24 protein-coding genes and 1 pseudogene are annotated in these 26,035 nt (G+C 63.5%); 16 read left to right on the plus strand and 9 right to left on the minus strand.

Translation table 11 applies throughout. The features are described 5' to 3' along the window. Positions 1-318 precede the first annotated feature (318 nt). Positions 319-1,503: a saccharopine dehydrogenase family protein gene (locus HMPREF3044_RS03635; RefSeq protein ID WP_070739409.1), complete on the minus strand. Its 1,185-nt coding sequence runs from the start codon at positions 1,501-1,503 to the stop codon at positions 319-321. On the opposite strand from HMPREF3044_RS03635, the gene HMPREF3044_RS03640 reads away from it, so the two are divergent. From HMPREF3044_RS03640 to HMPREF3044_RS03660, 5 genes are all read left to right on the plus strand, one after another. Continuing rightward, entirely contained in the window at positions 1,502-2,185 is a 684-nt protein-coding gene (locus HMPREF3044_RS03640; protein WP_070739412.1) for an MOSC domain-containing protein, read from the plus strand. The two genes, HMPREF3044_RS03635 and HMPREF3044_RS03640, sit on opposite strands and share 2 nt — an antisense overlap. A 198-nt stretch (positions 2,186-2,383) precedes the next feature. Beyond that, complete coding sequence (gene dnaK, locus HMPREF3044_RS03645) at positions 2,384-4,231, plus strand: molecular chaperone DnaK (RefSeq protein WP_070739415.1); 1,848 nt, start codon at positions 2,384-2,386, stop codon at positions 4,229-4,231. Next, positions 4,231-4,896, plus strand: a complete 666-nt coding sequence (grpE, locus tag HMPREF3044_RS03650; protein WP_070739418.1) for a nucleotide exchange factor GrpE — start codon at positions 4,231-4,233, stop codon at positions 4,894-4,896. Before dnaK ends, grpE begins: the two co-directional genes overlap by 1 nt. A 41-nt stretch (positions 4,897-4,937) precedes the next feature. After that, positions 4,938-6,113: a molecular chaperone DnaJ gene (dnaJ, locus tag HMPREF3044_RS03655; RefSeq protein WP_070739421.1), complete on the plus strand. Its 1,176-nt coding sequence runs from the start codon at positions 4,938-4,940 to the stop codon at positions 6,111-6,113. Positions 6,114-6,149: 36 nt separating this feature from the next. Further along, positions 6,150-6,548 carry a heat shock protein transcriptional repressor HspR gene (locus tag HMPREF3044_RS03660; RefSeq protein ID WP_005388483.1) on the plus strand — a complete coding sequence of 133 codons (399 nt, stop codon included), beginning with the start codon at positions 6,150-6,152 and terminating at the stop codon, positions 6,546-6,548. 127 nt (positions 6,549-6,675) lie between these two features. Here the strand turns inward: HMPREF3044_RS03660 and HMPREF3044_RS03665 are convergent, their stop codons facing one another. Next, a complete protein-coding gene (locus tag HMPREF3044_RS03665) occupies positions 6,676-7,311 on the minus strand; it encodes a hypothetical protein (RefSeq protein WP_005393493.1) in 636 nt (211 codons plus the stop codon). 48 nt (positions 7,312-7,359) lie between these two features. On the opposite strand from HMPREF3044_RS03665, the gene HMPREF3044_RS03670 reads away from it, so the two are divergent. Continuing rightward, positions 7,360-8,133: a carbon-nitrogen hydrolase family protein gene (locus HMPREF3044_RS03670; RefSeq protein ID WP_070739424.1), complete on the plus strand. Its 774-nt coding sequence runs from the start codon at positions 7,360-7,362 to the stop codon at positions 8,131-8,133. Here the strand turns inward: HMPREF3044_RS03670 and HMPREF3044_RS03675 are convergent. The 5 genes from HMPREF3044_RS03675 to HMPREF3044_RS03690 all read right to left on the minus strand — a co-directional run bounded on the left by HMPREF3044_RS03675 (position 8,130) and on the right by HMPREF3044_RS03690 (position 12,739). Next, entirely contained in the window at positions 8,130-8,774 is a 645-nt protein-coding gene (locus HMPREF3044_RS03675) for a response regulator transcription factor (RefSeq protein WP_005388489.1), read from the minus strand. The genes HMPREF3044_RS03670 and HMPREF3044_RS03675 overlap by 4 nt on opposite strands. A 3-nt stretch (positions 8,775-8,777) precedes the next feature. Continuing rightward, entirely contained in the window at positions 8,778-8,900 is a 123-nt protein-coding gene (locus HMPREF3044_RS13535) for a hypothetical protein (protein WP_256381078.1), read from the minus strand. Between the two features lie 71 nt (positions 8,901-8,971). After that, a complete protein-coding gene (locus HMPREF3044_RS03680; protein WP_231285995.1) occupies positions 8,972-10,099 on the minus strand; it encodes a sensor histidine kinase in 1,128 nt (375 codons plus the stop codon). 266 nt (positions 10,100-10,365) lie between these two features. Then, positions 10,366-11,514 (minus strand): FAD-binding oxidoreductase, encoded by a 1,149-nt coding sequence (locus HMPREF3044_RS03685; protein WP_005388494.1) that lies wholly within the window; start codon positions 11,512-11,514, stop codon positions 10,366-10,368. Continuing rightward, positions 11,507-12,739, minus strand: a complete 1,233-nt coding sequence (locus HMPREF3044_RS03690; RefSeq protein ID WP_070739429.1) for a YibE/F family protein — start codon at positions 12,737-12,739, stop codon at positions 11,507-11,509. Before HMPREF3044_RS03690 ends, HMPREF3044_RS03685 begins: the two co-directional genes overlap by 8 nt. A 179-nt stretch (positions 12,740-12,918) precedes the next feature. Between HMPREF3044_RS03690 and clpB the strand changes: the two genes are divergently transcribed. Beyond that, a complete protein-coding gene (gene clpB / locus HMPREF3044_RS03695) occupies positions 12,919-15,474 on the plus strand; it encodes an ATP-dependent chaperone ClpB (RefSeq protein ID WP_005388496.1) in 2,556 nt (851 codons plus the stop codon). A 91-nt stretch (positions 15,475-15,565) separates the two neighbouring features. After that, a complete protein-coding gene (locus tag HMPREF3044_RS03700) occupies positions 15,566-16,267 on the plus strand; it encodes a queuosine precursor transporter (protein ID WP_070739432.1) in 702 nt (233 codons plus the stop codon). Here the strand turns inward: HMPREF3044_RS03700 and HMPREF3044_RS03705 are convergent. Beyond that, a pseudogene (locus HMPREF3044_RS03705) lies at positions 16,245-17,238 on the minus strand (LLM class flavin-dependent oxidoreductase). The gene HMPREF3044_RS03700 and the pseudogene HMPREF3044_RS03705 sit on opposite strands and share 23 nt — an antisense overlap. 182 nt (positions 17,239-17,420) lie before the next feature. On the opposite strand from HMPREF3044_RS03705, the gene HMPREF3044_RS03710 reads away from it, so the two are divergent. The 7 genes from HMPREF3044_RS03710 to HMPREF3044_RS03740 all read left to right on the plus strand — a co-directional run bounded on the left by HMPREF3044_RS03710 (position 17,421) and on the right by HMPREF3044_RS03740 (position 23,791). Beyond that, positions 17,421-18,251, plus strand: a complete 831-nt coding sequence (locus HMPREF3044_RS03710) for a sulfurtransferase (RefSeq protein WP_005388507.1) — start codon at positions 17,421-17,423, stop codon at positions 18,249-18,251. A 3-nt stretch (positions 18,252-18,254) separates the two neighbouring features. After that, on the plus strand, positions 18,255-19,016 hold the full coding sequence (locus tag HMPREF3044_RS03715; RefSeq protein WP_005388508.1) for a type III secretion system chaperone family protein: 762 nt from the start codon (positions 18,255-18,257) through the stop codon (positions 19,014-19,016). Further along, positions 19,013-19,546, plus strand: coding sequence for an orotate phosphoribosyltransferase (pyrE, locus tag HMPREF3044_RS03720; protein WP_005388509.1), 534 nt, complete (start codon positions 19,013-19,015; stop codon positions 19,544-19,546). The genes HMPREF3044_RS03715 and pyrE overlap by 4 nt, the downstream gene beginning before the upstream one ends. Then, positions 19,539-20,180, plus strand: a complete 642-nt coding sequence (locus HMPREF3044_RS03725) for a TrmH family RNA methyltransferase (RefSeq protein WP_005388512.1) — start codon at positions 19,539-19,541, stop codon at positions 20,178-20,180. Before pyrE ends, HMPREF3044_RS03725 begins: the two co-directional genes overlap by 8 nt. A 42-nt stretch (positions 20,181-20,222) precedes the next feature. Beyond that, entirely contained in the window at positions 20,223-21,413 is a 1,191-nt protein-coding gene (locus HMPREF3044_RS03730; protein ID WP_070739434.1) for a glycoside hydrolase family 76 protein, read from the plus strand. Positions 21,414-21,498: 85 nt separating this feature from the next. After that, on the plus strand, positions 21,499-22,530 hold the full coding sequence (gene fbaA, locus HMPREF3044_RS03735) for a class II fructose-bisphosphate aldolase (protein WP_005388517.1): 1,032 nt from the start codon (positions 21,499-21,501) through the stop codon (positions 22,528-22,530). A gap of 187 nt (positions 22,531-22,717) precedes the next feature. Then, positions 22,718-23,791 (plus strand): FUSC family protein, encoded by a 1,074-nt coding sequence (locus tag HMPREF3044_RS03740; protein ID WP_070739444.1) that lies wholly within the window; start codon positions 22,718-22,720, stop codon positions 23,789-23,791. Here HMPREF3044_RS03740 and HMPREF3044_RS03745 read toward each other — a convergent pair. Continuing rightward, positions 23,788-24,693: a hypothetical protein gene (locus HMPREF3044_RS03745; RefSeq protein WP_070739438.1), complete on the minus strand. Its 906-nt coding sequence runs from the start codon at positions 24,691-24,693 to the stop codon at positions 23,788-23,790. The two genes, HMPREF3044_RS03740 and HMPREF3044_RS03745, sit on opposite strands and share 4 nt — an antisense overlap. 27 nt (positions 24,694-24,720) lie before the next feature. Here HMPREF3044_RS03745 and HMPREF3044_RS03750 point away from each other — a divergent pair, with 27 nt between their 5' ends. Beyond that, positions 24,721-26,004, plus strand: coding sequence for an adenylosuccinate synthase (locus tag HMPREF3044_RS03750; RefSeq protein WP_005388523.1), 1,284 nt, complete (start codon positions 24,721-24,723; stop codon positions 26,002-26,004). The last annotated feature ends 31 nt before the right edge of the window (positions 26,005-26,035 follow it).

The following is a 26,035-nucleotide window of genomic DNA, read 5'->3' on the forward strand; positions in this document are numbered from 1 at the left end:
CGAAGGGATGGGATTTTACGAGGGCGGCTGAGTTACTAAAACAACCGTTGGAGGGGGGTAGATTATGGGTCGATTTACGTCGTTCTCGTTATCACTGTGTTCATCGTTCAGAAAATTGGACTCAACACCGACGTAGTGGGTGAGCTACGAGATTCTCTATCACGTGCTGACGATGCGTGGCTGATGGAAATGGACTCCCCGTTAGGCTTCCAAAAGGACACACTATGGAACCCCGGAGAATGACGAAACTTAGCCTGCATCCTGGCTCCAACCTGCGCAGCATATGTCGCAGCGATGAGGAGCGCGAAGAGACGGGGCCTACACCACCGTCCGCGTCGTAATCGTGAACCCGGCTGCGCGCAGTCGGTCGAGGTACGCTGCGCCGAGGCCGGAGGCGGGGGTGAGGATGCCGCCGCCCGCGCCGCCGCCCGCGCCGCCGCCCGCGTCGACTTCGTCGCCGCCGACTTCGTCGACGTTGTTCAGGAGCGTCATCGCGGCCTCGCCGAGGAATTTCGCTGTGCCTTTATATCCGGGGTCCTCGTCGCCGTGGAAGGTGGCGGTGACGTGCGTGCCGCTGACGGTCAGGCCGTGGTGGACGGTGGTGAAATGGCCGGCGTCCTGGGCCTTCGGGCTGGGGCCCTCGCCCGGCTTGTGGATGAGCTTCTGCCACGGGCCGTCCTTGCTCGCGGCTTTAAAAGCCGCCGTCAGGGCGCCGGCCAGGGCGTAGGCGGCGAGCTTGGAGCCGGTTTTCTGGCGCTCCGTGTAGCGCAAGTTAAAACCGTAGGCGTGGTCGAGGAGGCTGTTGGAGCGGCGCACGACGCGCGTGTTGAAGCTGGCCATGAAGAAGGGGCCCGCCCAGCCCTCCGGCGTGCGGTCAATGTCCATGTCCTTCTGTCCGACGAGGTTTGCCTCCTTGTCGGGGTCGGGGCACAGCGAGTACTTGCCGTGCAACGCGTTCTCGCCGTCCTGTTCTGCGAGCGCTGCCTTCATGGAGGCGATGGTGCCACCGGAGAGCCCGCCCTTTAAGTCGGTGACCACCATCTGCACGCGGGTGAATTCTTCGCCGGCGGCCTCGGAAAGCGCGAACATGCCCATGTCGCTGGGCACGGAGTCGAAGCCGCAGGAGTTAACAATCCGCGCCCCCGTCGACACCGCCTGCGCGTGGTACCGGTCGATCATGCGCCGGATGAACGGCGCCTCGCCGCACAGGTTGACGTAGTCGGTGCCGCGTTCGGCGCAGAACCGAATGAGGTGTTCACCGTAGTGCGTGTACGGGCCGACGGTGGAGATCACCACGCGGGCGTGTTCGGCGAGGAAGTCCATGTCGGCGGGGTCGTCGGCGTCGGCGATGATGAGCGGGGCATCGATCCCCAGCGCCTCGAGCTTGTTCTGGTTCCTCCCAGCGAGCGCGAGGGACAGGTCCGGGTAGGTGGCGTGCAAGTAGCGGGCGGTGAGCTGACCAACGAAGCTTGTCGCGCCGAAGATGATGACGTCGAAATCCATGCCCCCATTGTGGCACGCGGGATACGATTGCCTCATGGCACACGTTCTGTCCTGCAATAAGGCGATTCCGCGCACCGATCCAGGCGGTACGGCGCGCGTTTCCGGCATGCACAAGGTCCCTGTTGATTCGCTCGAGCTGTTCACCCCCGGCCCGAATTACGGCGACGGCCCGGGGGTTGTGGGGGATACGGTCGGGGACACGAAGCACCACGGTGGCGCGCAGAAGGCGGTCTACGCGTTCGCCCGCGAGGAGCTCGATTGGTGGGAGGGGGAGCTCGGCATGTTGCTTGTCGACGGCTCGTTTGGCGAAAACCTCACAACTTCCGGCATTGTGTGGGAGGAGGCCATTGTCAACCAGCGTTTCCGGGTCGGTACCGCGGAGCTGGAAGTGTCGGTGTCTCGCACCCCCTGCCGGACGTTTGCTGGCTGGATGGGCGTTCCCGGGTGGATAAAGAGGTTCTCGGCGCGTGGTCGCACGGGCAGCTACCTGCGGGTCGTGGTTCCCGGTGTCGTCCACCCCGGCGACGAGCTGGTGGTCCTCCACACCCCGGACCACGGCATGACGATGGGCGATGTCTTCGCGGGGGCGCTCGGCGATAAAGAGGTGGCGGAAAGGCTCGTGGCGGCGCACTGTTTGCCGGATATGTACCACCAAAGAATGGTCAATTTTCTGCGGAAATAGAAAAAGTTGAGTCGAGGGGGAATAACTTTGGGGAGTCTGCGTTGTACTGAGTGTGAGATTGAGTAGCACACGCTCAAGGCGGCTGGTACAGTTGCTGTTGAAGTTGAGTGAGACTCAATCAAGTCACACCGGCTAGGCGGTGACAGGCCAGGCCGGATGACAAGACAAACGGATTTCGAAAAAGGAGAAGATTTTATTATGGGACGCGCAGTAGGTATTGACCTCGGTACAACCAACTCTGTAGTTGCAGTACTGGAAGGTGGGGATCCCACCGTTATCGCCAACTCTGAGGGCTCCCGCACCACCCCGTCGGTGGTCGGCTTTGCCAAGAACGGCGAGGTGCTCGTCGGCCAGTCCGCCAAGAACCAGGCGGTCACCAACGTCGACCGCACCATCCGCTCCGTCAAGCGCCACATGGGCACGGACTGGACGGTAGATATTGATGATAAGAAGTACACGCCGCAGGAGATCTCGGCACGTACGCTGATGAAGCTGAAGAGGGACGCCGAGAGCTACCTCGGTGAGGAGATCACGGACGCCGTGATTACCGTCCCGGCATACTTCGAGGACGCACAGCGCCAGGCCACGAAGGAAGCTGGCCAGATCGCCGGCCTCAACGTCCTGCGTATTGTGAACGAGCCGACGGCTGCAGCTCTTGCTTACGGCCTGGAGAAGGGCGACAAGGATCAGACGATCCTCGTGTTCGACCTCGGTGGCGGCACCTTCGATGTCTCCCTGCTGGAGATCGGCGACGGTGTCGTCGAGGTGAAGGCCACCGCCGGTGACAACAAGCTCGGTGGCGATGACTGGGATCAGCGCATCGTTGACTGGCTCGTTGACAAGTTCAAGGCTTCCCACAGCATTGACCTGACCAAGGACAAGATGGCCCTGCAGCGTCTGCGCGAGGCAGCGGAGAAGGCAAAGATCGAGCTGTCCTCCTCCCAGTCCGCAACGATTAACCTTCCGTACATCACCGTGGATGCGGAGAAGAACCCGCTGTTCCTGGATGAGACCCTGTCTCGCTCTGAGTTCCAGAACATCACCAAGGACCTGCTGGATCGCACCAAGCAGCCGTTCAACCAGGTGGTCAAGGACGCGGGCATTTCCACGTCCGAGATTGACCAGGTTGTGCTCGTCGGTGGTTCCACCCGTATGCCCGCCGTGGCCGACCTCGTTACCGAGCTGACCGGCGGCAAGAAGCCGAACAAGTCCGTGAACCCGGACGAGGTTGTGGCCGTCGGTGCTGCTCTTCAGGCTGGTGTTCTCCGCGGCGACGTCAAGGACGTCCTGCTTCTCGACGTCACCCCGCTCTCCCTCGGCATTGAGACCAAGGGCGGCGTGATGACCAAGATCATCGAGCGCAACACCACCATTCCGAAGCGCGAGACGCAGACCTTCACCACGGCTGAGGATAACCAGCCCAGCGTGCAGATCCAGGTCTTCCAGGGCGAGCGCGAAATCGCAGCCCACAACAAGCTGCTCGGCTCCTTCGAGCTCGGCGGCATTGCCCCGGCACCGCGTGGCATCCCGCAGATCGAGGTCACCTTCGACATCGACGCCAACGGAATCGTCCACGTGACCGCTAAGGATAAGGGCACGGGCAAGGAAAACACGATCACCATCCAGGACGGCTCCGGCCTCTCCCAGGAGGAGATCGACCGCATGATCAAGGATGCGGAGGAGCACGCCGACGCCGATAAGAAGCGTCGCGAGGAGCTCGAGATCCGCAACCAGGCTGAATCCATGGTCTACTCCACTCGCTCCTTCATGGACGAGAACAAGGACAAGGTCTCCGAGGACATCCGCACCAAGGTGGAGGATGCAGCGAAGGAGGTCGAGAAGGCTCTCGAGGGCGACGATATCGACGCCGTGAAGACGGCCGTTGAGAAGCTGTCCACCGAGTCCCAGGAGATGGGCAAGGCCATCTACGCCCAGGAGGCAGCACAGGGCACGACCGAGGCAGGCGCCGCAGGTGCCGCCGGTGATGACAACGTTGTCGATGCCGAGGTTGTTGACGAAGACGACAACAAGGACGGTGACAAGTAGTGATGGACCCCGAGAACCGCGAGCACCCCACCCCTGAGGAGCCCGAGGTGACGGAGTCGGCTGCTGATGCCACCCCCGGTGAGGGCACACTGCCGGAGGCCGATATTGCAGACACCGCCGCAGACGCGGCGGCGGCCTCGCAAACTCACGCTCAGGAAAGCGGAGCACCTGAGGCTAGCGAAGCGCCTGAGGCAGCCCCGGAGCCGTCTGCGGAGGAGAAGCTCACCGCGCTCCTCGCAGAGCGCACCGACGACCTCCAGCGCATCAGCGCCGAGTACGCCAACTACCGCAAGCGGGTCGCCCAGGAGAGGCAAGCAACCATCGACCAGGCGACGTCGAATGCGGTGCAGAAGTTCCTCCCCGTCTTCGATGACCTCGATCTGGCGGAGCAACACGGCGACCTCGCCGAGGGGCCGCTCAAGGCGTTCGCAGGCAAACTCAACGGCATCCTCACCGACCTGAAAGTGACCGCCTTCGGAGAGAAGGGCGACGAATTCAACCCGGAGATCCACGAGGCCGTCCAAGACCTGTCCTCCGGCGACGAGAAGCGCCTCGGTGTGGTCCTGCGCAAGGGCTACATGATCGGCGACCGTCTCCTGCGCACCGCGATGGTCATTATCGACGATGTCGAGGACATCGAGGATGCCAAAACAGACGAAGAATAACTAAATAACGACACAAATTTAAGGAAAGGAGGAGATGCCCAGTGGCAGAAAGCGAATGGGCTAATAAAGACTATTACGCGGACCTGGGGGTCTCCTCGTCCGCAAGCGCGGATGAGATCAAGCGGGCCTACCGAAAGCTGGCGCGTGAGAACCATCCGGACACCAACCCCGGCGATCCCGCCGCAGAAGAAAGGTTCAAGAAAGCCGCCGAGGCCTACGACGTTGTAGGCGACGCCAAGAAGCGCAAGGACTACGACGAGTTCAAAGCCATGGTTGGTTCCGGCCGATTCTTTGGCGGAAACGGAGGCCCGGGCTTCCCGGGCGGGTTTCGCTCGTCGACGAACAGCGCGCCCGGCGGGTTCTCGGACTTCTTCGCCCAAGGCGGATCGGGATTTGCTGGAGATGGTGGCTTTGGGGATATCCTCGGTGGTCTTTTCAACCGCAGCGGGTCTGCTTCTCGCACGGCGCAGCCGTCGCGGGGGGCCGACGTCGAAACGGAAATAACGCTCGACTTCCGCGAAGCGGTGGAGGGAACCGTCATCCCCATCCAACTGACCGGCGACGCGCCCTGCGGGACGTGCCACGGGTCAGGCTCGAAATCCGGGAATCCCACCACGTGCCCCACGTGCCACGGGTCGGGATTCACCTCAGAGCAAAAAGGCGCGTTCGGTTTCTCCGCTCCCTGCTCCGATTGCGGTGGCAGCGGGCAGAAGATCACCGACCCGTGCACCAACTGTCACGGAACCGGAACCGTGCGCCGGACTCGATCCATCACCGTCCGCATCCCCGCCGGGGTTCGCGACGGTCAGAAGGTTCGACTCGCCGGACAAGGTGAGGCAGGCCCCAATGGGAAACCTTCGGGCGACTTGTTTGTCAACGTCACCGTCCGGCCGGACAAGGTGTTCACCCGTGAGGGCAACGACCTCGAAGTGACGGTCCCCGTCACCTTCGCCGAGGCTGCCCTCGGCGACACCATCACCGTGCCCACCCTGGGGAAACCCGTGAAGGTGAAACTCCCCGCGGGCACCCCCACCGTCCGCACGCTTCGGCTCAAGGGGCGTGGCGTGAAGGGCGGCGACCTCATGGTCACCGTCACCGTCACCGTCCCCACCAACCTCGACTCGGCGGCGGCAAGCGCCCTGCGCACCTACGCCCAGGCGGAGAAAGACTCCGGTTTTTCCCCGCGCGAGGATTGGATGAAAAAGAATAACCAGTAGCAGCAACAACCACGAGAATGGCAAAGGAGGTGACGGATGTCTGAGGAAAACAACGCACACGATACCGAAGTCTTCGTCATCTCCGTGGCCGCCGAGCTCGCCGGGATGCACGCCCAAACACTGCGCTCCTACGATCGCATGGGACTTGTCACCCCGCAGCGCACCCGCGGAGGCGGGCGGCGGTACACCCGGGATGACGTAAAACAGCTCCAGGAAATCCAACGGCTCAGCCACGATGAAGGCGTCAACCTCGCCGGCATCAAGGCGATCACGCGGCTGCAAGAGGAAAAGTCCCGGCTCGAAGCCAAGCTGGCCGAGCTCGAGGCAGAAAACGAAGCACTGCGCGTGAAGCTGGATCGCTCCCCGCGCCGTGGTGGTGAGCTGGTCCACGTGCCGAGCTCCACCGCCGTGGTGTTGTGGAAACGCCGTCGCTAGCTACGAACAAAAAATGGGAACCCCCTGGTGGGTTCCCGTTTTTTATGCCTTAATTTTTTGCCTAGGTTTATTTCCCAGATTTTTGCCTAGGATTTTTGCCTAGGATTGTTCCCCAGCTGTTGCGCCTCTAGGAGGAGCTGGAGGAGGTAGCTTCCTCCGGGGCGTTCTCGGGCTCGAGCGCAATGATCGGGCTGCCGAAGACGAGTCCCGGGTACACGGGGGAGGTGCCGTGCTTGGGGGTGATGGTGATGGTTGTTGCCTCTCCCGGGTTGAGGTACACAGACCACAGCTGGCCGCCGAAGGTGTTGCCCATTTCCTTTTGCGTGGGCTCGTCGACACTCGGCCGGGTGATGGTCACCATGTACGGGGCCTTGGTGCGCCCGCCGACGGTGTTTTCATCGTCGTAGCCAAGGTGAAAGTACAGGGTGGCCTTCTTCGGTGACGTGACGGTCAGCGTCGGGTTTCCTTTGCCCAGGGAGGTGTAGGACTTGGGGCAGTCGGAGCGGTCGAGGTACGTGTCGCCGAAGGTGAGGTCGGTGAGTTCCACCGTCACGGTTGAATCCGCAAGCAGCTTGTTGGTTGTGCCATTGATCAGGGGAAGGTCGTCACCAGCCCAGTTGCAGGTCGTTTCCTTTTCCGGCGCGGGCTGCGTCGCCGCGACACTGATCCCAATAATGGTGGACAGCAGCGTGATGACGCCGAGGACGGCGCCTGCTACCTGTGTGATGTCGAACTGGCCGAGGCCGGGAATGGTGATTTTCATACTCGCCTTTCATGCACGGGTTGTTGTGTTAAGTCTACAATCGCTGCCATGAAAGTTGCGTTGTGTCAGATCAATAGTTCCGGAGACATCGATTCGAACCTCGCCCTCGTGGAGGAGAACGTGCGCACGGCGGCCGCGGAGGGCGCGCGGCTCATCGTGTTCCCTGAGGCCACGATGCACGCCTTCGGCGCCGGTCCCCTCACCGGTTCTGCCGCCCGTTTCGGTTGGTTCACCACCGCCATCCAGTCGCTTGTCGACGACCTGTCGGTTGCGGTTGTCTGCGGCTGCTTCCGTCCGGAGGAGGGGGAACGCGTGTACAACACCGCGCTCATCGCCCGCCCGAACGAGGAACCGCTCCTCTACGACAAGACCCACCTGTACGATGCATTCGGTTTCGCCGAGTCGGACACCGTCGCGCCGGGAGAAAACGTGGTGACCTTCGACTGGGAGGGCATCACCTTCGGTGTGGCCATCTGCTTCGACATCCGCTTCCCCGCACTGTTCAAGAAGATGGCCCGCGCGGGTGCGGAGGCCATTATCGTCCCCACGAGCTGGACGCCGGGCGAGCAAAAGGTGTACCACTGGCGGCTCCTGTCCCGCGCCCGGGCCCTGGACTCCGCCACCTTCATCCTCGCGACGGACCAGGCCTTCCTCGACGATGGCCGCACCGACCCCGTCGGCGTCGGCTACTCCAGCGTCATCGACCCCCTCGGCCAGGTCGTCGCCGAACTGGAGCAAGACAAGGGAATCCTCTACGCAGAACTCGACACCACGGCGGTGGAGAAGGCACGCCAGAGTCTCCCCGTGCTGGGTGCGGACTAGCCCCCGAACCCGGAACGCAGCGCCTTGACCACGAGGTTGAGGCGCGAACTCGCGCCAAAGTGAGCAATGAGCTTAGACACCTGCTTCTTCACGGTGGACTCGGAATAGCCGGACTTTTCGGCGATTTCGCTGTTGGACAGGCCGTCGCAAAGCAAATCCAGGATGAGACGCTGCGCCTCCGGCAGGTCCTCCGCCACAAGAGGCGGGGCGACGTGCGTCGTTGGGAGGTAGCCCACGAGCCGCGACATAGGCTCGGGGGAGACAACCGTCCCACCGTGTGCGGCCTGGCGGACCGTTTCGATGATGAACGATGCCTCGGCCGATTTGATGATATAGGCGGCGGCACCATGGGACAGCACCTCAAGCATGATCTCGTCGGAGTCAAGCGAGGTCATGGCCACAAATGTGGGGGGATGCGACATCCGTTTCATGGCACGCAAAAGTTGCACCCCGTCCATGCCAGGCATGTGGATGTCCGCCACGATGACATCAGCCAGGGTGGAGTGCAGAACATCGAGGGCTTCCGACCCATTGCTGGCGGTGCCGACAGTCACGATGTCCTCGGTCGTGGCAAAGTACCGCTCTAGAGTGTCGGTAACAATGTGATCATCGTCAACGACGATGACACGAATCTGGTCCAATTCCTACCTGCACCACACGTTCCCAGGGCAGGTGAAGAACTCGTCGGCGATAGAGATCGCGCTTGCTGCAGGGGCTGCTGCGGTGATGGTAAGAACGGTCAGTGCAGAGGCGATGAAACGCTTCATGAGTAACTCCTTTGTGATTGCTGCCCTCCTATACTAGGCAGCTCGGTCGCAATTTTCCACCTGAGCCGGATTTAGGGCGTGGGCAGGGTCAGCGTCAGTGTCCACATCCGGCCATCATTCTCGGTGTGCACATTTCCGCCAACTCTCTGCGCAAGTTCCGTGATCGAGGGCAGTCCCAAGCCAGAGCTGAACGCCGACGGAGTGAGGGGCAAAATGGAGCGATCCGCGTCGCCGGTCAGCATCTCGTTTTCCATGGAGATAGCCACGGTTTGCTTGCGGTCTGTCACCAAAAGCGTCACCGTCGATCCGGGTTTAGAGTATTTGATCGCATTGATCGATGCCTCGTTGAGGATGTCCGCTATCGCCCGCAAGGTCCGCGCGTTGAAGCGAAGGGCCTCCGCCGGTGCCATGGACACAACATCCACATGCAACCCCACGGACTCGAGCCGCTCTGTGACGATCTCGCAGATCGCGTGGAACGTCGTGGGGGAAGCGGAGTCCGTATGCAGGGCATCCATATCGTTTGTGGACAGCACCTTCATGAGCGCCCGTGTTTCCGACATCGCAGACCGCACGTCCTGCGCGATTTGGTTAAGCTCATGTGCCAACGCCTCATCATGAGCCCGCTCAAGCGCGAGGGCCTCCGAGCGCATCGCAGTGGCGGTGAGAGAACTAGCGACGGAATCGTGCAGGGCCAGCGCCAGTGCCTTGCGGTGCTTGGCCAAGTCCTCCGTCCACTCCTCCACGAGTTTCTCGTGCTTGCGCTGGTAGCGTCCCGCAGCCCAGCCGAACGCCGTGCCCGCGCCGATGATTGCACCCCACACGAGAATGCCCTGTGCACTGGTGCCGTGCTGGAGATCCCGGGGGTCGATGACGCCGATCCCCCACAAACCCAGGCTCACGCAGAGCGTGAGGATCCGGCGGCCCCGAAACGCCACCACGCCCGCAAGGATCGGTGCCAGGAGAACGGAACTCACCAACCGGTAATCGCTGGCGGCGATGGTGAGGAAGACGACGATAAACAGCGCGGAGCTGACAATAGGGAAGCGGAACGCGGTGAGGGTGAACACGACGAGTGCCGTTCCGGAAGCAATCACCACGGGGTGGACGGCCTCTGGGCGTAGCAGCAGGTTGATGATGAGGACGGTGATACCCGTCATCGCGACGATGACGACCGGCCTGTTCCGCAAGAGATCCATAACACCACAAATAATAAACGCCGCCACCGGCATCGTCTACGGTCGTGCCGGTGGCGGCGTCATCTGTGAGATGATCCCGCGGATATTTGGTAGCTTAACGCCCAAGAAAGGCTACCCCGGTCCGGGACCACCCAAATAAAGGGTGGTTTAGGGAACTCCCCTTTATTATGACCCACCCGCCGGTAGCCAAAGGGGTGTCAAAAGTACCCACTTTGCGGAACTTTCGTTCCCCTTTCGGATACTTTTGGTCCGTGATGGGAGGGGGGCTACAGCGCGTTGTACAAGATGTTCTCAGGCGGGGTGCCGCCTTCGACGAGGGCATCGCGCATGTCGGGGATCCAGGCAGGGGGCCCGCCGATGAGGATCTGGCGGTCCGCCCACGTGCCGTAGCGGGGGAGAACCTCCTCCAACGTGCCGTGCTCTGTGAGATTGAGACCGCGCGGGCACTGCGACCACTCGGTGGCACGCACCCACCACTTGTCGGTGTCATGCTCCACCACAGGGGTGACCGTAAGCCACGGGGCGGTTGCGGCGACCTCCCACAAAGTGCGCAGATCGTACAGTTCACCGGGGTACTCAGCGCCAAAGAACAGGTGAACGCGCGCAGGATTCAGCTGGCCCACCTGGGAGAGGATAAGGGAGCGAAGCGGCGCGAGCCCCACGGAGTTCGCAATCATGAGCACATCCCTGTCTCCGTCGATAGACGCGCGCCCGTACGGGTTGCCCAGCAGCCACTTATCGCCGATGCGGGAATTGGCCAGTGGCACGGAGGACAGACCACCCTCATTCGTGCGCACGTGGAATTCCATTTCCCCGGTCTCCGTCGGTGGCAGGGCCGACGTGTAGAAGCGCCAGATGCCGGGGGTGACCTCCGAAGAAATGGGGAAGTAGGAGCCGGGTTGGAAGTCGATGGGCGTGCGCGTCTTCAAGCGGACGACGGAAATCCGCCGGCAGCGGCGCTGCACATCGACAACGGTGGCGGTGTAATTGCGGGGAATACCTGCGGCATCATCACGCGCGATGGACCGCGCAAGCAAGGTGGACACCTCACCGAGGGCGGTGTCGGCCCCGTTGAGATACTTAAACTGCAGGTCGGAGCACAAAGTGAGAAGCGAATCGCGGAGGCACTCCACAAAGGGGTGGAAGTAGCGCGGCGAGACATTATATTTACGGTGATCTTTGCCTAGCTGGGTGATGAGCGTGCGCATCTCATCGGTCAGGTGCCCGTCCACCGGCGTGCGGTCGAACACGAAGGAGAGAACTCGCCCCAGGTCTGCATGGACATTTTCCTTGTGCAGTGGGAATACGAGCATCGTCTCCGGGCACTTGTCAAAGAAGTTGGCGCGCACGTGTTCATGGAACTCGGGGGAAACAGAACGCAGCCGCTCGGCTACGGGTGAAAGCGTGTCATTCACTGTGCGTCGTCCTTTGGGCGTGATTTAGCCATTGCTTACTTTTATCGTAGTGTAATGACTTTTTGCGCGCGGGGATGACGAGTGCCGCAATAAATGTGGTTAAGGGGACAGCGCACACAATCGCCAGCGCGCCGGTGCCGGAACGCAGCAGCTCTGTGGCAACCTGGTCGCCGGTGAGGATGAGGCCGGCGGAGCGCGAGGAAACGGACTGTAATAACAGCATCGGCAGCGCGGTGCCCGTGTACGTCAAGACGAGTGTGTACGTCATGGAGGAGACGTGGTCGCGGCCGACCTTCATGGCGGAGGTGAATAGTGACCACGGCCGCGCGCCGGGGTCGGCGGCGGACAGCTCCTGCACGGTGGATGCCTGGGCAACCGTGACATCGTTGAGGCCGCCGACGGCGCCGATGATGAAGCCGCACAGCATGACGCCAAGGATCTGCACCTCAGGGAGGTAAAGGACGAGGTTGAGATTCTCGTCGTCGCCAAGCCCCCGCAGGTTGGTGGTGCCGATCGCCCACGTGGCGAGGACGGCGGTCACGAGGATGGACAGCAAGGTGCCGGACAGTGCCGAGGCGGATTTCCAGTTGAGGCCGTGGACGAGGGGGACGGAGACGATGATGATGGCGCTCACTGCGGTGACGGCCAGGGGGATCGCGGGTTCGCCGTGGAGCAGCGCGGGCACAAGAAACACGACGACCACGCCCAGGGAGTAGGTGAGCCCGATGAGAGAGCGGAGTCCGTACCAGGCGGCGAGGGCGATGATGGCGAGCCCGATGACGATCCCCCAGATCGCCAGCGGGATGGCGCGCTGGTAGTCCCCGAAGGCGTAGGTGTAGCCGTCGGGGGTGGCGGTCTGGGTGAGGAGAATCTTGTCGCCGACGTTAAGCTGCGGTTCGCCGGCCACGTCGTGGGTGACGAGCTGCGTGGAGATGCCTTCGTTGGGCCCACCGGTGATGGCCACGGTGTTGCGCTTGCAGCCGGTGTCGTTGGGCGGCGGGCAGCCGCCCTCGTCCACGGTGGTCACCGTGCCGGGGACGTAGTCCTGGTTGAGGGCGAAGTTGGCGGTGAATGACTCGTTGATGGCGGGCGCGGTGGACGGCGGCCAGTAGGCGGCGAGTCCGATGAGCGTGAGGAGGGTGCTTATGCCGATGAATACGAGGAGCGCCAGCTGCGCGCCGGTAAAGCCGCTGCGGCGACTGTCCTGGTGTCCGTGTTTGGCCATCGTTGTGCTCCTAAGCCGTGGGGATATCGAATCCTAACTAGGATACGTTTTCAATAACCGGAGGGGAAACCGAGGAGTAAAGTTGAGTCAAAGCGACTCAAAAATATTTTTCCTTGAGTGGAACATACTCAACTTGTGGTGCGTTATAGATGATAGGTAAAGAAAAGGAGCAATAAACCATGAGTGATTTCACACCAACAACTAAAACAGGGGAGGCCCTGCAGACAGCACTGCAGCTCGCTTCCGGAAAAGGTAACCCGGATATCCGCCCCGCGCATATCCTCGTCGCTATCGTTGAGCAGCAGGACGGCGTCGCCGCCCCGGTGCTTAAGGCCGCAGGCGTAGACCCGCAGGTGATTGCCACCGAGGCTCGCAAGCTTGTTGAGGGCTACCCCTCGGCGTCGGGCTCGAACATGACGAACCCGAACTTTAACCGCAGTGCCCTCAACGCCTTCAACGCCGCGCAGGAACTCGCCGGTGAACTAGGCGACGAATATGTGTCCACCGAGGTGCTCCTCGCGGGCATCGCGCGCGGCGATTCGGATGCAGCAAAGATGCTTGCCCGCCACGGCGCCACGTACGAGAACATTAAAGCGGCTTTCGAGCAGGTCCGCGGTGGTCACAAGGTCACCAACGCCGATCCGGAAAACCAGTTCCAGGCGCTGGAGAAGTACTCCACGGATCTGACGGAGCGCGCCCGCCAGGGCAAGATTGACCCGGTGATCGGCCGTGATCAGGAGATCCGCCGTGTTATGCAGGTGCTGTCCCGCCGGACGAAGAACAACCCGGTGCTCATCGGCGAGCCCGGTGTGGGTAAGACAGCTATCGTCGAAGGCCTTGCCCGCCGCATCGTTGCGGGCGACGTCCCGGAGAGCTTGAAGAACAAGCGCCTCATTAGCTTGGATTTGGGCTCGATGGTCGCCGGTGCGAAGTACCGCGGCGAGTTCGAGGAGCGCCTGAAGGCGGTTCTTGAGGAGATTAAGAACGCTGAAGGTGAGATCGTCACCTTTATCGACGAGCTGCACACTATCGTCGGCGCGGGTGCGACCGGTGATTCCGCAATGGATGCCGGCAACATGATTAAGCCCCTGCTCGCCCGCGGTGAGCTGCGTCTTGTCGGTGCGACCACGCTCGACGAGTACCGCAAGTACATCGAGAAGGATGCCGCGCTCGAGCGCCGCTTCCAGCAGGTCTACGTCGGTGAGCCGAGCGTCGAAGACGGCATCGGTATTCTCCGTGGCCTGAAGGAGCGTTATGAGGTGCACCACGGCGTCCGCATCCAGGACTCCGCGCTCGTCGCCGCTGTGACGCTATCTGACCGCTACATCACCAACCGCTACCTGCCGGATAAGGCCATTGACCTGATCGACGAGGCCGCGTCCCGCCTGCGCATGGAGATCGACTCCTCGCCGCAGGAGATCGACGAGGCCGAGCGCATCGTCCGCCGCCTCGAGGTGGAGGAGCTGGCGCTGCAGAAGGAGACGGACGCCGCCTCCAAGGAGCGTCTGGAAAAGCTCCGCCGCGAGCTCGCCGACGAGAAGGAAAAGCTCTCCGAGTTGCGCGCACGCTGGGCCAACGAGAAGGAGGCCATCAGCCACGTGCAGAAGGCGAAGGAGGAACTCGACCGCCTGCGCACGGAAAGCGAGGAGGCGGAGCGCGAAGGCGACCTGGCCAAGCTCTCCGAGATCCGCTACGGCAAGATCCCGGCCGCCGAGAAGGCCCTGCAGGAAGCCGAGGATGTGGTGAACAAGGAGCAGGACACGATGCTGACGGAGGAGGTCACCCCGGACACGATCGCCGAGGTTGTCTCCGCCTGGACGGGCATCCCCGCCGGCAAGATGCTGCAGGGTGAGACCGAGAAGCTCCTTTATATGGAGGATGTCCTCGCCGGCCGTGTTGTCGGTCAGAAGCAGGCCGTCACCGCGGTCTCGGATGCGGTCCGCCGCGCCCGCGCCGGTGTCGCCGATCCGAACCGCCCGACCGGTTCCTTCCTCTTCCTCGGCCCCACGGGTGTGGGTAAGACGGAGCTGGCCAAGGCGCTCGCGGAGTTCCTCTTCGACGATGAGCGCGCCATGGTCCGCATCGACATGTCCGAGTACGGCGAGAAGCACTCCGTTGCCCGCCTTGTCGGCGCTCCCCCCGGATACGTCGGCTACGACCAGGGTGGTCAGCTCACCGAGGCCGTTCGTCGCCGCCCGTACACGGTTGTGCTTTTCGACGAAGTGGAGAAGGCCCATCCCGACGTCTTCGATATCCTCCTGCAGGTTCTCGATGACGGCAGGCTTACCGACGGCCAGGGGCGCACGGTCGACTTCCGCAACACGCTGTTGATCCTCACCTCGAATCTTGGTGCCGGTGGCACCAAGGAGCAGATGATGGATGCCGTGAAGCGGACGTTCAAGCCGGAGTTCGTCAACCGCCTCGACGATGTGGTGATCTTCGACTCCCTTACAAAGGAGCAGCTCACCGGCATTGTCGACATCCAGGTTGGCCAGCTTGCCGAGCGCCTCGCCGCCCGCCGCCTCACGCTGCAGGTCTCCGACGCCGCCAAGAGCTGGCTTGCCGACCGCGGCTACGACCCCGCCTACGGCGCCCGCCCGCTGCGTCGCCTCATCCAGCAGGCCATCGGCGATACCCTCGCCCGCAAGCTGCTGGCCGGCGACGTCCGCGACGGTGACACCGTCCACGTCGATGTTGCCGACGGTGGCGAGCACCTCGACATCGAATCGAGGTAACGCACAAAAAATCCGCAGTTCACGCGAACTGCGGATTTTTGTCGGTTCTGGGTGCGCCTCAGGCTAGCAGCTACCTGTACCCTTTTAGTCCATGACAACGAATAACCCCGGGTCTGGGCAGGGCGTAGCCGCAGCGGCTGCGTCCGGTAACACCAGGCACATTGAAATCCAGCGATCGCTGTACACCCCGCTCGTGGTGGTGTTTGTGGTCGTTTTCCTTATCTCTAACATCAACGCGACCAAGGGCGTGGAAATCGGCCCCTTCGTCCTCGACGGCGCGTTCTTCCTCTTCCCGCTGGCCTACGTCGTCGGCGACGTGCTCAGCGAATGCTTCGGTTTCCGCGCCACCCGCCGTGCCATCTTCTTAGGCTTCGGCTGCATGCTCCTCGCCGTGGTTGCCTTCTATATCGGCATCGCCCTTCCGCCGGCCTCCTTCTATGACGGCCAGGAGGCCTTCGCCACCGTCGTCGGGCTTGTTCCCCAAATCGTCGCCGCGTCTCTCGCTGGCTACCTCGTGGGCCAGCTCCTCAACTCGTGGACGCTCGTCAAAATCAAGTTTCGCACGGGCGAAAAGACCCTGTGGGCACGCCTGATCGGCTCAACCGTGGTGGGGGAGCTCGGTGATACGGCCATCTTCTGCACCATCGCCGCGCCCGTCATCGGCATCGACTCGGTGGGCGCCTTCCTCAACTACGTCGCCGTCGGCTTCGTGTGGAAAACGCTCATCGAGGTCGTCCTGCTCCCCGTCACCTACCCGGTCATCGCCTGGGTTAAGCGCCGCGAGAATTACTAGGTTCCCACCCCAGCGCCGGTGCTACATGCTCGGCGAAGGCCTGCAAAATCTTCACATTCAGGTCGACCCCCATGGTGTTCGGAACAGTCAGCATCAACGTATCTGCGTCCATCACCGCACGGTCTGCTCGGAGCTTTTCGACGAGCACATCCGGCTCAGCCGCATACGTCTTCCCAAACGTGACCTGCCTGCCCTCACCCAGCGACCCAATCTGGTCCTTGCTGGAACCCTGAGGGGAGAGGAGACGGCGAGTCTCGTCGTCGACAAGCAGAAAGACGGTGCGGGAGACGGAGACCCGCGGCTCCCAGTTGTGGCCTAGGCCTCGCGGTACTGGCGGATCTGCTCGGCCTGGATGTCGCCGAGGGTGGAACTCATGAGGCTGACGCCGCCCTTCGCGGCCTTTACGGCCGTGGCGTTCGTGCCGGAGCCCCACCAAATGCGCCGGTCGAGGCCCGGGGAGTGGGGCCGGGCTGGTACATCTGCGGGTACTGGTTTTCCAGCGAGTCAGCCTCGGCGGTGCCCTCGCCGCGGATGGCAGACAGGAAGAGCTCGAACTTGGCCCTCGCCATGTCGGAACCGTTGGCTTCCGCAGCGTCGTAACCGAAGACGCGCCAGCCGTCCTTGGCGGGCTCGGGTGACCCGCAGGATACGCCGAGTGCCACGCGCCCGTCCGCGAGCTGATCCAACGCCGCCGCCTCCTCAGCGAGGTAGAGCGGGTTTTCGTAGCGCATGTCGATAACACCGGTGCCCACCTCTATATGTTCGGTGGAGCCGGCTATCGCGCCGAGCAGCGGCATGGGGGAAGCCGCCTGCGGGGCGAAGTGGTGCACGCGGAAGTAGGCGCCGTTTACGCCGAGGTCATCGGCGGCCTGTGCGAGGTCAAGAGATTGTTTGAGGGCGTCCGCGCCGCTGATGCCGCGCTGGTGGCCGATTGCGAAGTCTCCAAAGCTCAAGAATCCAAATTTCTTCATGCCGCAATTGGATGTGACGTGTCAACAAAATGGAAGGTGGCGGGGAAAAGTGGTAGGACACGTGTCCAGGTTTCCTGGGGCTTTGGTCGGCGGGTGGCTCTGGCCCGTGGCGAGGTGCCTGGGATCCCTCGGCAAACGCGGCAGGGTAGGCAAAATGCGGGGAGGCATTTAAAATTGGGGCCATGAGTATCCTCGTGACCCCTGAAGAGCTGAAAGCCAACCTGCAAAAGGGCGGGAAGCAAATCCTCCTACACGCGATGTACGAGGAAACCCGCAGCGACGGGTTTGCCATGTTCAACGCGTCCCACATCCCCACCGCGCTGTTCTGCGACGCGGCCAACGCGCTCGCCGGCACCCCGAGCAAGCTCGGCGGCCGCAACCCGCTGCCGAACCCGGATATCCTCCAGCGCTGGTTCGACCGCTGGGGCCTGGGCGATGATCACCACGTCATCTGCTACGACGAGGCGCGCGGCATCCTCGCCGCCCGCGCCTGGTTCGTGCTGCGCTGGGCGGGCGTCAAGAACGTCTCCGTCCTCGACGGCGGCCTGACCAAGTGGCGTGAGCTGAAGTACCCGCGCATGGGCGGCCCCGGCAACCCGCGCTCGCTGGGGGCGCTGAAGGTCGATCCGGGCCACATGCCGATCGTGACCACGGAGGACGTGAAGAAGCATTCAGGTCTGCTCGTCGATACGCGCGGGCGCAACCGCTTCACCGGCAAGACGGAGCGCCTGGATCTCAAGGCGGGCCACATCCCGGGCGCGGTGAACGTGCCCACGGCGGATTTCCTCAACGAGGACGGCACCTTCAAGGATCCGCAGGTCATCCGCCAGGCCTTCGACTCGAAGGGGATTACGGACGCCTCCGATGTCATCATTTACTCGGGCTCCGGCCTGCACTCGGCGCAGGGCCTGATCGCCATGGAGCTGGCGGGCCTGCCGGGCGCCGCCACCTACCTCGGCGGCTGGTCGCAGTGGTGCGCCGATCCGAAGAACCCCGTGGCAACGGGTGATTAGTTCATGCGGCTAGCGCTTATTGTCCTTGCCCTCGTCCTCCTCGCCGTCGGCATCTACCTGCTGCGCGCGCCGGGCGGTCGGGGGCAGCTGAAGGCGTGGGCCGCTGCTAACGGCTTCGAGGTTGTCCCGTCGGTGCCGGGTTTTCCGGCCTCGCCCGCAGCCCGCGGCATCGTTGGTGGCTACGAGGCGGCCGCCGGTAACGGCCTGTGTGGCCTGCGCCGCGACGAGTCGGCAGGCCCGTCGGTGACGTTCACGCGCGGGGCCGATGGGTTCTCCGTCGAGGCCAGCGAGCCCGCGGGTCGCCGTTTCCTCGACTCGCGTGTCGACGCCGCCCTGGCCACCCTTCCCGCCGAGGTCACCCGTGTGTCCGTCGATGGGGAGTGGGTGCGTGCTGAGGGCAGCCCAGACGCCTTCGAGTCCCTCCAATTGCTTGCCGACGCCGCCTACGCGCTTCCTCCCGCAGGTGGCTACCGCGAACGCACCGCCCCAGAGTCGGACCCGACGCGCCCGGTGCGGGCCATTCGCGCCCAGCGGGACGACCAGGGCGTCGACAAGCCAAAGGTAGAGCTCCCACAACGAGCCGTTGGGGCGACGCTCGGGCAAGCCGACGACTACGTCGTCGCCGCAGATGACGTGGTACCCATCGCCGACGGTTCCCGCCGTATCGATCCGGCACCCCAGACCGGCCCCGCGCCGGCGAAAGCCACCCGCAAGATGGAGCCGAGCTCTATTTTTGACGAGGGCTGTGGCACACTAGATTCGTGACTGAAAAAGAAGAACTCGCCCAGCTTGTGACCGACCTCTGCGTAGTCCGCGGAAAGGTCACCCTGTCCAGCGGCAAGGAAGCCGATTACTACGTCGACCTGCGCCGCGCCACCCTCCACCACCGCGCCTCGAAGCTCATCGGAAAGCTCATGCGCGAGATGGTTGCAGACCTTGAGTTCGACGCCGTCGGCGGCCTCACCATGGGCGCCGACCCGGTCGCCGACGCCATCATGCACGCCGACGGCCGCCCGATCGATGCCTTCATCGTGCGCAAGGAAGCCAAGAAACACGGCATGCAGCGCCGGATCGAGGGCCCGGACATCGCCGGCAAGAAGGTGCTCGTCGTGGAGGACACCACGACCACCGGCAACTCCCCGCTGACCGCCGCCAAGGCCTGCGTCGAGGCGGGCGCCGAGGTCGTCGCCATCGCCACCGTCGTCGACCGTGAGACCGGTGCCGACGCCGTTCTCGCCGAGGCCGGCTACGAGTACCGCCACCTCCTGGGGCTGAAGGACCTCGGCCTTGACTAAAGGCCCAACCGAATGGGGAGAAGGCCGCCACGGGGTTGGCCCCTGGGACGGCCCGCTTCCCACAGATCCCCGCTACGACCCGGAACTACTCGCCGAGGGTGACCACCGCAACGTCGTCGACGCCTACCGGTACTGGACCCGCGAGGCCATCGTCGAGGATATCGACACGCGCCGCCACCCGCTGCACATCGCGATCGAAAACTTCGAAAACGACATGAACATCGGCACCGTCGTGCGCACCGCCAACGCGTTCGCCGTGGACACCGTCCACATCGTGGGCCGTCGGCGCTGGAATCGTCGCGGAGCCATGGTCACCGACAGGTACCAGCACCTCATGCACCACGACACCATCGCCGACCTCATCTCGTGGGCAAATGAACAGGACCTTCAGGTCCTGGCGATAGATAACATCCCCGGGAGCGTTCCACTCGAGACCGCGACGCTACCCGAGCGCTGCCTCCTCCTCTTCGGCCAGGAGGGCCCCGGCGTCACCCCAGAAGCCCAGGACGCGGCGGTGATGACGCTGTCCATCGCCCAGTTCGGATCCACCCGCTCCATCAACGCCGGCGTCGCCGCGGGAATCGCCATGCACACCTGGATCAGGCAGCATGCGGATCTCAGCCGGGCGTGGTAGAACTCATGTAATAAACCAACGCGCGTCAGCGAAGGAACTAATGTGTTAGAGATTTGGGCCCACAGGGCCGACCTTGCAGAGGCCGCGATCAACGATCGCCACGCCTCCAAAGTGTGGGGTATCCCGGGAACCAACCTGGGCGTTGTCGCCTGGCCGTCGGCCAGCCGCGATGAACTTTTCTTGCACTGGCATTACTGGTGGCAAGCCCACTACCTCGACTGCCAAATCGATGCTTTCAACCGCGGTGCCACCAACGTCCGCGCCAAACGGCTCACCCGCACGGTGCGCGGCATCCGCCTGCGCAACCTCGGCCCCCTGACACGCAACCGCTACTACGACGACCGCGCCTGGATGGCCCTCGCCCTCGGCCGGATGCGCGGCCTTCCCCGTGTCCACCCGCCGTCAACGCTCGACGCCCTGGAGATGGACATCATCGCTGGCGTCGACCCCAACCTTGGCGTCCTGCCCTGGAAGACGGGTGCTAGCTTCTTCAACGTGCCCGCCAACGGCCCGATGGCCATCATGTGCGCCCGCAGCGGTCGCCTCGACCTCGCCGTCTCCGTCACCGACTGGATCAGCCGCAACCTCATCAACGATGACGGCATCGTCATGGACGGCGTCCGCATGAGCATGCACGGACCCGAGGTCGTCACCGATATCCACCCCTACAACCAGGGCACCTTCATGGGCGCGGAGCTGGAGATCGCGCTCGCACTGCGTGGACAGTCCGCCACGCCCGTCGAGAACCTCGAGTACGCCGAGGCTGACTCCGCCGACGCCTACATCCCGCACATCATGCTCATCCGCGACCTCGTGCAGTCCACGGCAACCCACCTCGCCTCCACGCACTACGTCCTCAACTGGCCCACAACCGGCGGCGACGGCGGGCTATTCAACGGCATCCTCGCCCGCTACCTCGCAGACGTCGCCCTGCGCCTGCCCGCCGATAGCCACCTGAACCGCGCCACTAAGCGCCTCGCCGCCCGCATGGTGCTGAACTCCGCCGAATCCGAGTGGCGACACCGCCTCGAAGTCGACGGCCTGCCAGTTTTTTCCAACCACTGGGACACCGATGCCCAGCTGCCGCGCAATGCCGTTCCCGCCACGAGCGAGCGCGGAACGATTCTTGGCTCGACCGTGCCGGAGCGTGACCTCTCTGTCCAGCTGTCCGGCTGGATGCTCATGGAGGCCGCCGCGCGGGTGTCGGAGAAATACTCCGCTACGCGTGTGTGATAACGGTCATGGACGACAAATTCTCCCGCGAATTGTGCATAATAGAGGGTAGACACGTCTAAAAACTCCTGAGGAGGAAAACTACATGCCAATTGCAACTCCGGATATCTACAACGAGATGCTGGATAAGGCCAAGAAGGGCGGCTTCGCCTACCCGGCCATTAACTGCACGTCCTCTGAGACGATCAACGCCGCGCTGAAGGGCTTCGCTGAGGCCGAGTCCGACGGCATCATCCAGTTCTCTACCGGTGGTGCCTCCTTCGGCTCCGGCCTGGCCGTGCAAAACAAGGTGAAGGGCGCTGTCGCCCTCGCGGCGTTCGCACACGAGGCTGCGAAGAGCTACGGCATCAACGTTGCGCTGCACACCGACCACTGCCAGAAGGAAGTTCTCGACGAGTACGTCCGTCCCCTCATCAAGATCTCCCAGGATCGCGTCGACGCCGGCGAGCTCCCGCTCTTCCAGTCCCACATGTGGGACGGCTCCGCTATCCCGATCGATGAGAACCTCGAGATCGCCCAGGAGCTCCTGGCCAAGGCCCACAAGGCCAACATCATCCTCGAGCTCGAGATCGGCGTTGTCGGCGGCGAAGAGGACGGCGTTGAGGCCAAGCACGGCGCGAACCTCTACACCTCCGCCGAGGACTTCGAGAAAACGATCGATGCCATCGGCACCGGCGAGAACGGCCGCTACCTGCTGGCCGCTACCTTCGGCAATGTCCACGGCGTGTACAAGCCGGGCAACGTGCAGCTGCGCCCCGAGGTTCTGAAGATGGGCCAGGAAGTCGCAGCGAAGAAGCTTGGCCTCGAGGCCGGCGCACAGCCTTTCGACTTCGTCTTCCACGGTGGCTCCGGCTCCGAGAAGGAGAAGATCGAGGAGGCCCTGACCTACGGCGTCATCAAGATGAACGTTGACACCGACACGCAGTACGCCTTCACCCGCCCGATCGTGTCCCACATGTTCTCCAACTACGACGGCGTTCTGAAGATCGACGGCGAAGTGGGCAACAAGAAGGTTTACGACCCGCGTTCCTACATGAAGAAGGCCGAGCAGTCCATGTCCGAGCGCGTCATCGAGGCCTGCAAGGACCTGCACTCTGTGGGCTCCCACAACAAGTAAGTTTTTACGCTTCACGCGCCGCACGACTTCGGTCGGCGGCGCGTTTTGCTATTGGCAGAATTCCACCCCAGGCGCAGTCTTGCATAGTATGTAAGGGACGAAAGGAGTCAGTATGCATATTCCATCTGCCAGGGAAGCGCGCTCGTACGTGAGCGACAGAGTGGACATTCCGCACCGGCTGCGGCGGATGCGCAGCTCCATTTTCCCCGCGATCCAGGGCGGCATCGCCGCGGGCCTCGCGTTCTACGTCGCCCGCCACGTCGTCGGCCACGCGCAGCCGTTCTTCGCGCCGATGGCGGCGATCATCATCTTGTCGATGTCTGGCGGCGGCAAGGTCAAGCGCGCGGTGCAGATGGTCATCGGCTCCTCCCTGGGCGTGGGGCTCGGCGATCTCATCATCTCCAACATCGGCTCCGGCGCGTGGCAGATTTCGCTGGCCGTGATGATCGCGTTGACGCTTGCCTCTTTCGTGGACACGGCGCCCCTCGTCATGAACCAGACAGCGATCGGCGCGGTGCTCATCGCCACGATCATGCCGCCGGGCACCTCAGGTGGCACAGACCGCATGGTGGACGCGCTCATCGGCGGCGTGATCGGCATTATCGTCGTGGCGTTCCTGCCGCAGTCGTCGATTCACGGGGAGCGGGAGATCGGCAAGGTGTTGGCCACGGCGTCGGGCGTGTTGCACGACGTGTCCCGCGCCCTGCACACCAAAGACGCCGAGCTTGTCGGCCTGGCGCTCAACCGGGCGCGCGGTTCCCAGGCGGGGATCAACAACATGATTACGCGCGCGAAGGCGGTGGAGGAGCAGACGAAGGTGTCGCCGCTGAAGTGGAAGAACCGCCGCCGGATGGTGAGCCTCTTGCTACTTCTCGGCCCGGTGGACAACACGATGCGCACGACCCGCGTGTTGGCTCGCCGGGCGCAGGTGTTGGTGGAGGACCGGGACGAGGTCGCCCCGGAGCAGGTGGAGCTCATCGCGAAGCTGGCGGATATCACGCAGCGGTTGGCGGAGGTGTATCTGGAGGAGAGCGATGATGCTGCGGAGACGATCGGCGAGCTCGCCCACGAACTCCGCGAGCTCGGCCCGCAGACCCCCGAGACGCTCGCGAAAGGCCGCGTGTTCTCCGCGTATTCGATCCTCGCGCAGACCCGTTCGCTCATCGTGGACTTGCTCATGGTGTGCGGTCACAACCTGCATTCCGCCCGCGCGGTGCTTGCCCCCACGTCGGATACGCCGGCGGTTCCGCCGGAGAATTAGCGCACGATTTGCATGTCGCGCAGGTGGCGGTAGAACGTCACGCGCGTGAGCGGCCGGGGGTGCGCGATGCCGTCGATGGTCACCCCGAGGTTTTCGCCGCCGGCCTGCACGGCCCTGCCTGTGCATACGCTTGTCGGGTCGCTGAGGCCTGTCACTGCTCCCCGCATTTGCTTGCCGACGACGGGTAGCGCCGCGAGCCTCTGCCTTTCTTCCGGCTCACGGCCGGCGAAGGGGCCGCTGGGCGGGTCCGCCTCCAGCGGGGAGGTGAGTCGCACGGCGGCGATGCCGGGGGCGTCCATCATGGGCACGAGGCGGGCGCCGAAGGTGCCAAAAAACCGCGCTGCGGGGTCGGCGCCGTGGTGGACGAGGACGTGATCGTCAACGATGATTTCGCCGGAGATCTCCGTGCGCCGATCCATGTTGGTAATGGTCGCCGCCCCGGCGACGACGGTGCCGAGGTCGTTGCGGACGACGGGGGTGGGGACGGCGACCGCATCCACCGCCTGCCCAGCGTCGACAAGCCCAAACGTGGTGAGAGACTTACCGGTAGGCATGAAGGCGACCTCCACCCACATCGTGTCCGCCCGCATGAGGCGGGTGAGTACCGCGCTGAGCGCCGCGTCCGACCCGCAGACGATGAGCCGCACGGGCTCGCTGGGGTGCTGTGGCGCGGGCTGGGGGTGCCCGAGGTGCCTGACATTGGGCTGGGCGGCGATCTCGTCCAGCGACGGTGTGGGATCGTGGGGGAGCGCCTGACGCGCCAGCTCATCGACGGGGCGCAGCTGCTGGCGAGTGGGGACGGTGTCGCAGTGGATGGCATCGATGCCGGGGATAGACGGGGTTCCGCAGGCCACACAGAGGAGCTTCATACTGTAAGAGAGTACAATGCCTAGACGGTTCATAAGGCAACGAGTGATTTGGAAACCAATATGGCTGTAATCGTAATTGTGGGCGCCCAGTGGGGCGACGAAGGCAAGGGCAAGGCTACCGACATTCTCGGCGGCAAGGTCGACTACGTGGTCAAGCCCAACGGCGGCAACAACGCCGGGCACACCGTCGTGGTGAACGGCGAAAAGTACGCCCTCAAGCTCCTTCCGGCCGGCGTCCTCAGTGAAAACGCCGTCCCCGTCCTGGGCAACGGCGTCGTCATCAACCTGGAGGCGCTTTTCGACGAAATGGACGGCCTCCTCGCCCGCGGCGCCAAGGCCGACCGCCTGAAAATCGCCGCCAACGCCCACGTGGTGGCCCCCTACCACCGCGTTCTCGACCGCACCCAGGAGCGCTTCCTGGGCAAGCGCGCGATCGGCACCACCGGCCGCGGCATCGGCCCGACCTACGCCGACAAGGTCTCCCGCGTCGGCATCCGTGTGCAGGACATTTTCGACGAGTCCATCCTCCGCCAGAAGGTCCAGTCCGCCCTGGACGTGAAGAACCAGATGCTGGTGAAGATGTACAACCGCCAGGCCATCGACGTGGAGGAGACCGTCCAGTACTTCCTCTCCTACGCCGACCGCCTGCGCCCCATGGTCATCGAGGCCGAGCTGGAACTCAACAAGGCGCTTGACGCCGGCAAGTCCATCCTCATGGAGGGCAGCCAGGCCACGATGCTCGACGTTGACCACGGCACCTACCCGTTCGTCACCTCCTCCAACCCGACCGCCGGCGGCGCCTGCGTCGGTTCCGGCATCGGCCCCACCAAGGTGACGCACTCCCTCGGCATCATCAAGGCGTACACCACCCGCGTCGGCGCCGGCCCGTTCCCCACGGAGCTTTTTGACAAGTGGGGTGAATACCTCCAGACCACCGGCGGTGAGGTCGGCGTGAACACCGGACGCAAGCGCCGCTGCGGCTGGTACGACTCCGTCGTCGCCCGCTACGCTGCCCGCGTCAACGGCTTCACGGACTTCTTCCTCACCAAGCTCGACGTGCTCACCGGCATCGGCGAGATCCCGATCTGTGTCGCTTACGATGTCGACGGCACGCGTTACGACGAAATGCCCGTCAACCAGTCCGATTTCCACCACGCGGAGCCCATCTACGAGACGATGCCCGCCTGGGAGGAAGACATCACCGGCTGCCGCACCTTCGACGAGCTTCCCGAGAAGGCCAAGGACTACATCCTCCGCCTCGAGGAACTCTCCGGCGCCCAGATGAGCTACATCGGTGTCGGCCCCGGCCGCGAGCAGACGATCGAGCGCTTCCCGATCCTTTAAGGCATGCCGGATAGCCCGACTTCGTCGGGCT

Source organism: Corynebacterium sp. HMSC073D01 (assembly GCF_001815555.1).
Taxonomy (GTDB): domain Bacteria; phylum Actinomycetota; class Actinomycetes; order Mycobacteriales; family Mycobacteriaceae; genus Corynebacterium; species Corynebacterium glucuronolyticum.

Bases quoted from the DNA above. Each gene is read 5' to 3' on its own strand.
- HMPREF3044_RS03750 (WP_005388523.1), top strand. From the start codon at position 24,721: ATGGCTGTAATCGTAATTGTGGGCGCCCAGTGGGGCGACGAAGGCAAG.
- HMPREF3044_RS03715 (WP_005388508.1), top strand. From the start codon at position 18,255: ATGCGGCTAGCGCTTATTGTCCTTGCCCTCGTCCTCCTCGCCGTCGGC.
- dnaK (WP_070739415.1), top strand. From the start codon at position 2,384: ATGGGACGCGCAGTAGGTATTGACCTCGGTACAACCAACTCTGTAGTT.
- HMPREF3044_RS03640 (WP_070739412.1), top strand. From the start codon at position 1,502: ATGCCCCCATTGTGGCACGCGGGATACGATTGCCTCATGGCACACGTT.
- HMPREF3044_RS03740 (WP_070739444.1), top strand. From the start codon at position 22,718: ATGCGCAGCTCCATTTTCCCCGCGATCCAGGGCGGCATCGCCGCGGGC.
- HMPREF3044_RS03635 (WP_070739409.1), bottom strand. From the start codon at position 1,503: ATGGATTTCGACGTCATCATCTTCGGCGCGACAAGCTTCGTTGGTCAG.
- HMPREF3044_RS03710 (WP_005388507.1), top strand. From the start codon at position 17,421: ATGAGTATCCTCGTGACCCCTGAAGAGCTGAAAGCCAACCTGCAAAAG.
- HMPREF3044_RS03680 (WP_231285995.1), bottom strand. From the start codon at position 10,099: ATGGATCTCTTGCGGAACAGGCCGGTCGTCATCGTCGCGATGACGGGT.
- HMPREF3044_RS13535 (WP_256381078.1), bottom strand. From the start codon at position 8,900: ATGAAGCGTTTCATCGCCTCTGCACTGACCGTTCTTACCATCACCGCA.
- HMPREF3044_RS03665 (WP_005393493.1), bottom strand. From the start codon at position 7,311: ATGAAAATCACCATTCCCGGCCTCGGCCAGTTCGACATCACACAGGTA.
- HMPREF3044_RS03700 (WP_070739432.1), top strand. From the start codon at position 15,566: ATGACAACGAATAACCCCGGGTCTGGGCAGGGCGTAGCCGCAGCGGCT.
- clpB (WP_005388496.1), top strand. From the start codon at position 12,919: ATGAGTGATTTCACACCAACAACTAAAACAGGGGAGGCCCTGCAGACA.
- fbaA (WP_005388517.1), top strand. From the start codon at position 21,499: ATGCCAATTGCAACTCCGGATATCTACAACGAGATGCTGGATAAGGCC.
- HMPREF3044_RS03660 (WP_005388483.1), top strand. From the start codon at position 6,150: ATGTCTGAGGAAAACAACGCACACGATACCGAAGTCTTCGTCATCTCC.
- HMPREF3044_RS03690 (WP_070739429.1), bottom strand. From the start codon at position 12,739: ATGGCCAAACACGGACACCAGGACAGTCGCCGCAGCGGCTTTACCGGC.
- HMPREF3044_RS03670 (WP_070739424.1), top strand. From the start codon at position 7,360: ATGAAAGTTGCGTTGTGTCAGATCAATAGTTCCGGAGACATCGATTCG.
- HMPREF3044_RS03745 (WP_070739438.1), bottom strand. From the start codon at position 24,693: ATGAACCGTCTAGGCATTGTACTCTCTTACAGTATGAAGCTCCTCTGT.